Annotated in this window: 5 protein-coding genes and 1 pseudogene; all 6 read left to right on the forward strand. The window is 66.3% G+C overall.

The features are described 5' to 3' along the window. Positions 1-891, forward strand: an 891-nt coding sequence (gene pheS / locus H926_RS27095; protein ID WP_043609230.1) for a phenylalanine--tRNA ligase subunit alpha, incomplete at its 5' end; no start/stop codon positions are given. After that, a complete protein-coding gene (pheT, locus tag H926_RS0111900; protein ID WP_022676505.1) occupies positions 888-3,278 on the forward strand; it encodes a phenylalanine--tRNA ligase subunit beta in 2,391 nt (796 codons plus the stop codon). The genes pheS and pheT, both read left to right, overlap by 4 nt. 150 nt (positions 3,279-3,428) lie before the next feature. After that, the gene (locus tag H926_RS0111905) at positions 3,429-4,316 is read left to right on the forward strand and encodes an aldose 1-epimerase family protein (protein ID WP_022676506.1); all 888 of its coding nucleotides are present in this window, start codon (positions 3,429-3,431) and stop codon (positions 4,314-4,316) included. A gap of 12 nt (positions 4,317-4,328) precedes the next feature. After that, positions 4,329-5,852 carry a peptide chain release factor 3 gene (locus tag H926_RS0111910; protein ID WP_022676507.1) on the forward strand — a complete coding sequence of 508 codons (1,524 nt, stop codon included), beginning with the start codon at positions 4,329-4,331 and terminating at the stop codon, positions 5,850-5,852. Between the two features lie 146 nt (positions 5,853-5,998). Continuing rightward, positions 5,999-6,868 (forward strand): alpha/beta fold hydrolase, encoded by an 870-nt coding sequence (locus tag H926_RS0111915; protein ID WP_022676508.1) that lies wholly within the window; start codon positions 5,999-6,001, stop codon positions 6,866-6,868. A gap of 17 nt (positions 6,869-6,885) precedes the next feature. Beyond that, positions 6,886-7,141: pseudogene (locus H926_RS0111920) on the forward strand (endonuclease); the annotation flags it as partial.

The raw sequence follows: 7,141 nt of genomic DNA on the forward strand, positions 1-7,141 counted from the left end.
CTTGCCGCCCGCAAGGCTGCGCTGGAAAGCGCCGCGCTCGATGCGCGGCTGGCGGCCGAGGCGGTGGACCTGTCGCTGCCCGCGCCGGAAAGCCCGCGCGGCAGCGTCCACCCGGTCAGCCAAGTGATGGACGAACTGGCCGAAATCTTTGCCGACATGGGCTTTGCCGTGGCCAGCGGCCCGGAAATCGAAGACGATTGGCACAACTTCACCGCGCTCAACATGCCCGAAACGCATCCGGCGCGCGCGATGCACGATACGTTCTATTTCCCGGACAAGGACGGGGAAGGGCGCGACATGCTGCTGCGCACGCACACCTCGCCGGTGCAGATCCGCGCGATGCTGAAAGACGGTGCGCCGTTGCGTATCATCGCGCCAGGCCGCGTCTATCGCTCTGACAGCGACGCCACGCACACGCCGATGTTCCATCAGATCGAAGGCCTGGTGATCGACAAGGGCATTCACCTGGGCCACCTCAAGTGGACGCTGGAAACCTTCCTCAAGGCCTTCTTCGAGCGCGACGATATCGTCCTGCGCCTGCGCCCCAGCTATTTCCCGTTCACCGAACCCTCGGTGGAAGTGGACGTGGGCTATACCCTGGTGGGCGGCAAGCGCGTGGTTGGCGGCAGCGGCGATGCGCCGGGCGGCGGCTGGATGGAAGTCTTGGGCTCGGGCATGGTCAACCGCAAGGTCATCGAATTTGGCGGGCTCGATCCCGATGAATGGCAGGGCTTTGCCTTTGGCACCGGCGTCGATCGCCTGGCCATGCTCAAGTACGGCCTGGATGACCTGCGCGCCTTCTTCGATGGCGATGCCCGCTGGCTTGGCCACTATGGATTCGGGGCGCTCGACGTGCCCACCCTTTCGGGCGGCGTGGGAGTGAAGCCGTGAAGTTTTCCCTGTCATGGCTCAAGGCGCTGCTCGACACGCAAGCGAGCGCCACCGAGATTGCCGAAAAGCTCACCAGCCTGGGCCTGGAAATCGAAAGCGTGACCGACGCGTCGGCCGCGCTCAAGCAGTTCCGCGTCGCCCGCGTGCTGACGGCGGAAAAGCATCCACAGGCTGACAAGCTCCAGGTGCTCAGCGTCGATCTGGGTGATGGCTCGCCGCTCCAGGTGGTCTGCGGCGCGCCCAATGCGCGCGCGGGGCTCGTCGGCGTGCTCGGCCTGCCCGGTGCGGTCGTTCCGGCCAATGGCATGGAACTGCGCAAGAGCGCGATTCGCGGTGTCGAATCCAACGGCATGATGTGTTCCACCCGCGAACTGGGCCTGGGCGAGGAACACGACGGCATCATCGAACTGCCCGAAGACACCGCGCTGGGGCAGTCGTTTGCCGACTATATCGGGTCTGACCCGGTGTTCGATGTGGCGATCACGCCCAACCGCCCCGATTGCATGGGCGTCTATGGCATTGCCCGCGATCTGGCGGCGGCCGGCATCGGCACGCTCCGCGCCATCGACGTGGCCCCGGTGACCGGCACTGGCCCGTGCCCGGTCGACATCCGCATCGAGGATGCGGCCGGCTGCCCGGCATTCTATGGCCGCGTGATCAAGGGCGTGACCAACGGCGCCTCGCCGCAGTGGCTGCAGGACCGGCTCAAGGCTGCCGGCCAGCGCCCGATCTCGGCACTGGTGGACATCACCAACTACGTCATGCTCGGCTATGGCCGCCCGGCCCATGCCTATGACCTGGCCAAGCTGACCGGCGCCGTCACCGCCCGGCTGGCGCGCGAAGGCGAAACCGTCGTCGCGCTCAACGGCAAGGAATATGTGCTCCAGCCGTTCATGACCGTGATTGCCGACGACGTTGGCGTGCACGATATCGGCGGCATCATGGGTGGCGAGCATTCCGGCTGTTCGGATACGACCACCGACGTGCTGCTCGAAGTTGCCTATTTCGATCCCGCGCACATCGCCCGCACCGGCCAGGCGCTGGCGCTGGCCAGCGATGCCCGCGGCCGGTTCGAACGCGGCGTCGATCCCGCATTCCTCGATACCGGGATGGACCTGCTCACTGCGCTGATCCTTGAGGTCTGCGGTGGTGAGGCCAGCGAAGTGGTGCGCGTGGGCACGCCGCCGGTGGCGCAGCGCAGCCTGGCCTATGATCCAGCGCTGGCTGGCCAGTTGGGCGGCGTTGCCGTGGCCCAGGGCGAACAGAAGCGCATCCTGGCCGCGCTGGGCTTTGCCGTGGACGCGGATTGGACCGTGACCGTGCCGACCTGGCGCCCTGACATCGCCGGCGCGCCCGATCTGGTGGAGGAAGTGATCCGCGTGCACGGCCTCGATGCCGTGCCGTCCACCCCGCTGCCGCGCACCGATGGCGTGGCACGGCCCACTGCTACCCCGGTGCAGATGCTTGAACGCCGCCTGCGCCGCGCAGCTGCGGCGCGTGGGCTGCACGAGGCGGTGACCTGGTCGTTCCTGCCCCCGGCTCAGGCCGAGCACTTTGCCGATGGGCAATTCGTGTGGACGCTGGCCAATCCGATCTCAGAAGACTTGAAGGCGATGCGCCCCTCGCTGCTGCCCGGCCTGCTGGCAGCGGCACGGCGCAATTGCGATCGCGGTGCGGCCAGCGTGCGCCTGTTCGAGATCGGCCGCCGCTATCTGCGCGCCGACGATGGCAGCAGCGACGAACGCCTCAGCCTGGCCGTGGTCCTGGCCGGTGAGCGCACCGCGCGTGGCTGGGCCAGCGGCAAGGCGCAGCCTTTCGACGCGTTCGATGCCAAGGCCGAAGCCTTGGCCCTGCTCGCCCAGGCCGGCGCCCCGGTGGAAAACCTGCAGGTGATGGGCGAGGCGGGCAGCCAGTTCCATCCCGGCCAGGCGGCCACGCTGCGCCTTGGCCCCAAGCAGGTTCTGGCGCGCTTTGGCATGATCCACCCCGCCACGGCCAAGGCCTTTGGGCTGGATGTGCCGGTCGCGGTGGTCGAGCTGTTCCTCGATCGCGTGCCCGCGAAAAAGGCCGCGCCGGGCTTTGCCCGTCCGCATTTTGCCCCGCCTGCGCTCCAGGCCGTGACGCGCGACTTTGCGTTCCTGGTCGATGCCAAGGTGCCGGCGGGCGACGTGCTGCGTGCGGTCAAGGGTGCCGACAAGGCCAGCATCGTCGCGGCCCGCGTGTTCGACGATTTCCGCGGCCAGGGCGTTCCCGAAGGACAGCGCAGCCTGGCCATCGAGGTGACGTTGCAGCCAGGCGACAAGAGCTTCGACGAAGCCGCTCTCAAGGCGATTTCCGACAAGATCGTCGCCGCTGCGGCCAAGCAGGGCGGCGTTCTGCGCGGCTAGAGCAGCCTTTGGGCTTCGACAGGCTCAGCCCGAACGGGATTTCAGGTTTTGTCTGTGCCCGTTCGCCCTGAGCTTGTCGAAGGGCACTCGCGCAACGCCTGATCATACCGCACTTGCGAAGAGCGCGTGCTCTGGCCATACCCTGTGGCCATGACCCAGCCTGCTCTTGTCACGATCGCGTCCGAGACGCTGACCGCCGCGATCAATCCGCTGGGGGCAGAGCTGTGGTCGATCACCGATCGCGCCGGGCAGCAGTGGATGACCGATGCCGATCCGGCGTTCTGGACGGGCCATGCCCCGGTGCTATTCCCGATCGTCGGCTCGCTGGCCGGCGATACGCTGCATCACGATGGCAAGGTCTATACCCTGCCGCGCCATGGCTTTGCCCGCCGGTCTGATTTTGCGCTCGTCGCCCATGATGGCGCCACGGCACATTTCCGCCTGCGCGATTCGGCCGAGACGCGCGCGGTCTATCCCTTTGCCTTCGTGCTCGACATGGCCTTTGCCGTGGAAGGGGCGACTCTGGCGGTGACCGCGACCGTCAGCAATCCGGGTAATGAAACGCTGCCGTTCAGTTTTGGCTTTCATCCCGCCTTTGCCTGGCCCTTGCCGGGTAGCACCGACAAGCATGCCCATCGACTGGTCTTCACCAAGGACGAGCCCGAGCCGATCGCGCGGGTCAACAAGCAGACCGGGCTGGTGCTCGAACGCCGTTATGCCACCCCGGTGCGCGGCCGCATGCTGCCGCTGCGCGAGCAACTGTTCACCAACGACGCGGTGATCTGGACCGACCTCGCCAGCCGCGCGCTGACCTATGGCGTGGAAGGTGGCCCGGCGCTCGACGTGGCGTTTCCCGATATGGCGATGCTGGGCCTGTGGCAGGTGCCCGGCGCACACTATATCTGCATCGAGCCCTGGGCCGGCCATGCCGATCCCGAAGGCTTTGCCGGCGATATCACGCAAAAGCCGGGTATCGTCCTGCTTGCCCCGGGCGAGAGCCGCAGCTTCCGCATGGACGTGACCGTCAGGGGCGGCTAAGCGGCGCGGACTATGTCCAATCGCCGCACCTTTGCCATCATTTCCCACCCCGACGCGGGCAAGACCACGCTGACGGAAAAGCTGCTGCTGCAAGGCGGCGCCATCCACCTGGCTGGCGAAGTGAAGGCGCGCGGGCAGGCCCGCCGTGCGCGATCTGACTGGATGAAGATCGAGCAGCAGCGCGGCATCTCGGTGACCTCTTCGGTCATGACGTTCCAGAAGGACGGCACCGTCTTCAACCTGCTCGATACCCCGGGCCACGAAGACTTTTCCGAAGATACCTATCGCACGCTCACCGCGGTCGATTCGGCGATCATGGTGATCGACGCGGCCAAGGGGATCGAGCCGCAGACGCGCAAGCTGTTCGAAGTGTGCCGCATGCGCTCGGTGCCGATCATCACCTTCGTCAACAAGGTGGACCGCGAAGGCCGCCCGGTGTTCGAAACGCTTGACGAGGTGGCCGACGCCCTGGCGCTCGACGTTGCGCCGATGAGCTGGCCAGTCGGCATGGGCGGCATCTTCGAAGGCGTCTATGACTTTGCCAGCGAAACCATCGCCCGCCCCGAAGGCGACAGCCGCGAGTTCCTGGGCAAGCGCGATCCGGCCGCTGGCGCCATTCCCGATGAATTTGCCGAAGAGATCGAGCTGGGCCGCGAAGGCTATCCGCAGTTCGACCTGGCCGCCTATCGCCATGGTGACCTGACGCCGGTCTATTTCGGATCGGCGCTCAAGAACTTTGGCGTGGCCGAACTGATCGCGGCGATCGACCGCTTTGCCCCGCCGCCGCGCCCGCAGGCCAGCGACCAGGGCACGATCGACCCGACGCGCGAGGACGTGACCGGTTTCATCTTCAAGGTGCAGGCCAACATGGACCCGCAGCACCGTGACCGCATCGCGTTCATGCGCATGGTGTCGGGCACGTTCAAGCGCGGCATGAAGCTGACGCCCTCGGGCCTGGGCAAGCCGATCGCGGTGCATTCGCCGATCCTGTTCTTTGCCCAGGACCGCGAGATTGCCGACAGCGCCGAAGCGGGCGATATCATCGGCATTCCCAACCATGGCACGCTGCGCGTGGGCGATACGCTGTCGGAAAAGAACGACGTGCGCTTTACCGGGCTGCCCAACTTCGCGCCCGAAATCCTGCGCCGCGTGGTGCTGAAAGACCCGACCAAGACCAAGCAGCTGCGCAAGGCGCTCGACGATCTTTCCGAAGAGGGCGTGATCCAGGTGTTCTACCCGGAAATCGGCTCACAGTGGATCGTGGGCGTGGTCGGGCAGCTGCAGCTCGACGTGCTGATCAGCCGGCTGGAAGCGGAATACAAGGTCGAGGCCGTGCTCGAACCCTCGCCGTTCGATACCGCGCGCTGGCTCAAGGGCACGCCCGAGGCCTTGCGCGCCTTTGCCGATTTCAACCTGTCGAACCTGGCCAAGGACCGCGATGGCGATCCTGTCTTCATGGCGCGCTCGGCCTGGGACGTGAGCTATCAGCAGGAACGCAACCCCGACCTGGCGTTCAGCGCCACCAAGGAACGTTAAAGCGCTGTTTGTGATCGGGTCGCGGATTTGGCGGCATCATCCCTCGGGTGCCGTCCGCGCAAATGCCCTTGGGGTATTTCCCCCAAGTCGGTGACAGCATGGTTCCCGCTCTTGCCAGCGCAGTGCAGCATGGGCAGGGTGGGGCCATGAATCTGCTCGGTCCCACTTCGAACACCTTCATCTCGCAACGCCTGCGCCTCCACTATGTGGATTGGGGCAATGCCGAGAAACCACCGCTGCTGCTGATCCATGGCGGGCGCGACCATTGTCGCAGCTGGGACTGGACGGCCGAGGCGCTGTGCGAGGATTGGCATGTCATCGCGCTCGATCATCGCGGCCATGGCGACAGCGAATGGGCCTCTGACGGCAACTATCGCGTGATGGACATGGTCTATGACGTGGCGCAGTTGATCCACCAGCTGGGCCTGGCGCCGGTGACCATCGTGGCGCATTCGATGGGCGCGGCCGTGGCGCTGCGCTATGCCGGGCTGTTTCCCGAAGACGTGGCCAAGCTGGTGGCGATCGAGGGCATTTTCCCCACCCCCGACTGGGAAGCGCGCATGCGCGCCGTGCCCTTTGCCCGCCGCATCCGCGATTATATCGCCGAAAAGCGCAAGGCCGCCGGGCGCCTGCCGCGCCGCTATCCCACGATCGAGGCGGCGATCGCCCGTATGAAGGCGCAGAACCCCTACATCAATGATGCCCAGGCCCGCCACCTGACGATCCACGGCATCAACCGCAACGAAGACGGCACGTTTACCTGGAAGTTCGATCCCTACGTGCACATCGAACACCCCTACGACATTTCCCAGAACCGCAAGCACGAGCTGTGGGAGGCGATCACCAGCCCCACCCTGCTGCTCAACGGCGCGGATTCCTGGGCCGGCAATCCGATTCGTGACGGGCGGATCGAGCACTTCCGCTCGGCCGAGGTGGTCGAATTCGAGAACGCCGGGCACTGGTTGCACCACGACCAGTTCGATCGCTTCGTCGCCACCCTGCGCGATTTCCTCTGACCGCGCGGGTGCCGGCCATGCATGCGGCCGATTCGCTGGTCTTTGCCAGCTACAATATCCACAAGGGCGTGGGCGCCGACCGGCGCTGCGATCCCGAGCGTATCCTGATGGTGCTGCACGAGGTGGGCGCCGACGTGATCGCGCTGCAGGAAGCGGACAATCGCTTTGGCACGCGCGAGGCGGTGATCCCGCCCACGCTGCTCGCGCACGGCAGCCCGTGGCGTGCGGTGGCGCCTGGCGTGATCGATCGCGCGCGCCGGGCGGGCAGCCTGG

It is taken from the genome of Novosphingobium sp. B-7 (assembly GCF_000410615.1).
Taxonomy (GTDB): Bacteria; Pseudomonadota; Alphaproteobacteria; order Sphingomonadales; family Sphingomonadaceae; genus Novosphingobium; species Novosphingobium capsulatum.

Coding starts and splice junctions, on each gene's coding strand:
- H926_RS0111915 (WP_022676508.1), top strand. CDS start 5,999: ATGAATCTGCTCGGTCCCACTTCGAACACCTTCATCTCGCAACGCCTG.
- H926_RS0111910 (WP_022676507.1), top strand. CDS start 4,329: ATGTCCAATCGCCGCACCTTTGCCATCATTTCCCACCCCGACGCGGGC.
- H926_RS0111905 (WP_022676506.1), top strand. CDS start 3,429: ATGACCCAGCCTGCTCTTGTCACGATCGCGTCCGAGACGCTGACCGCC.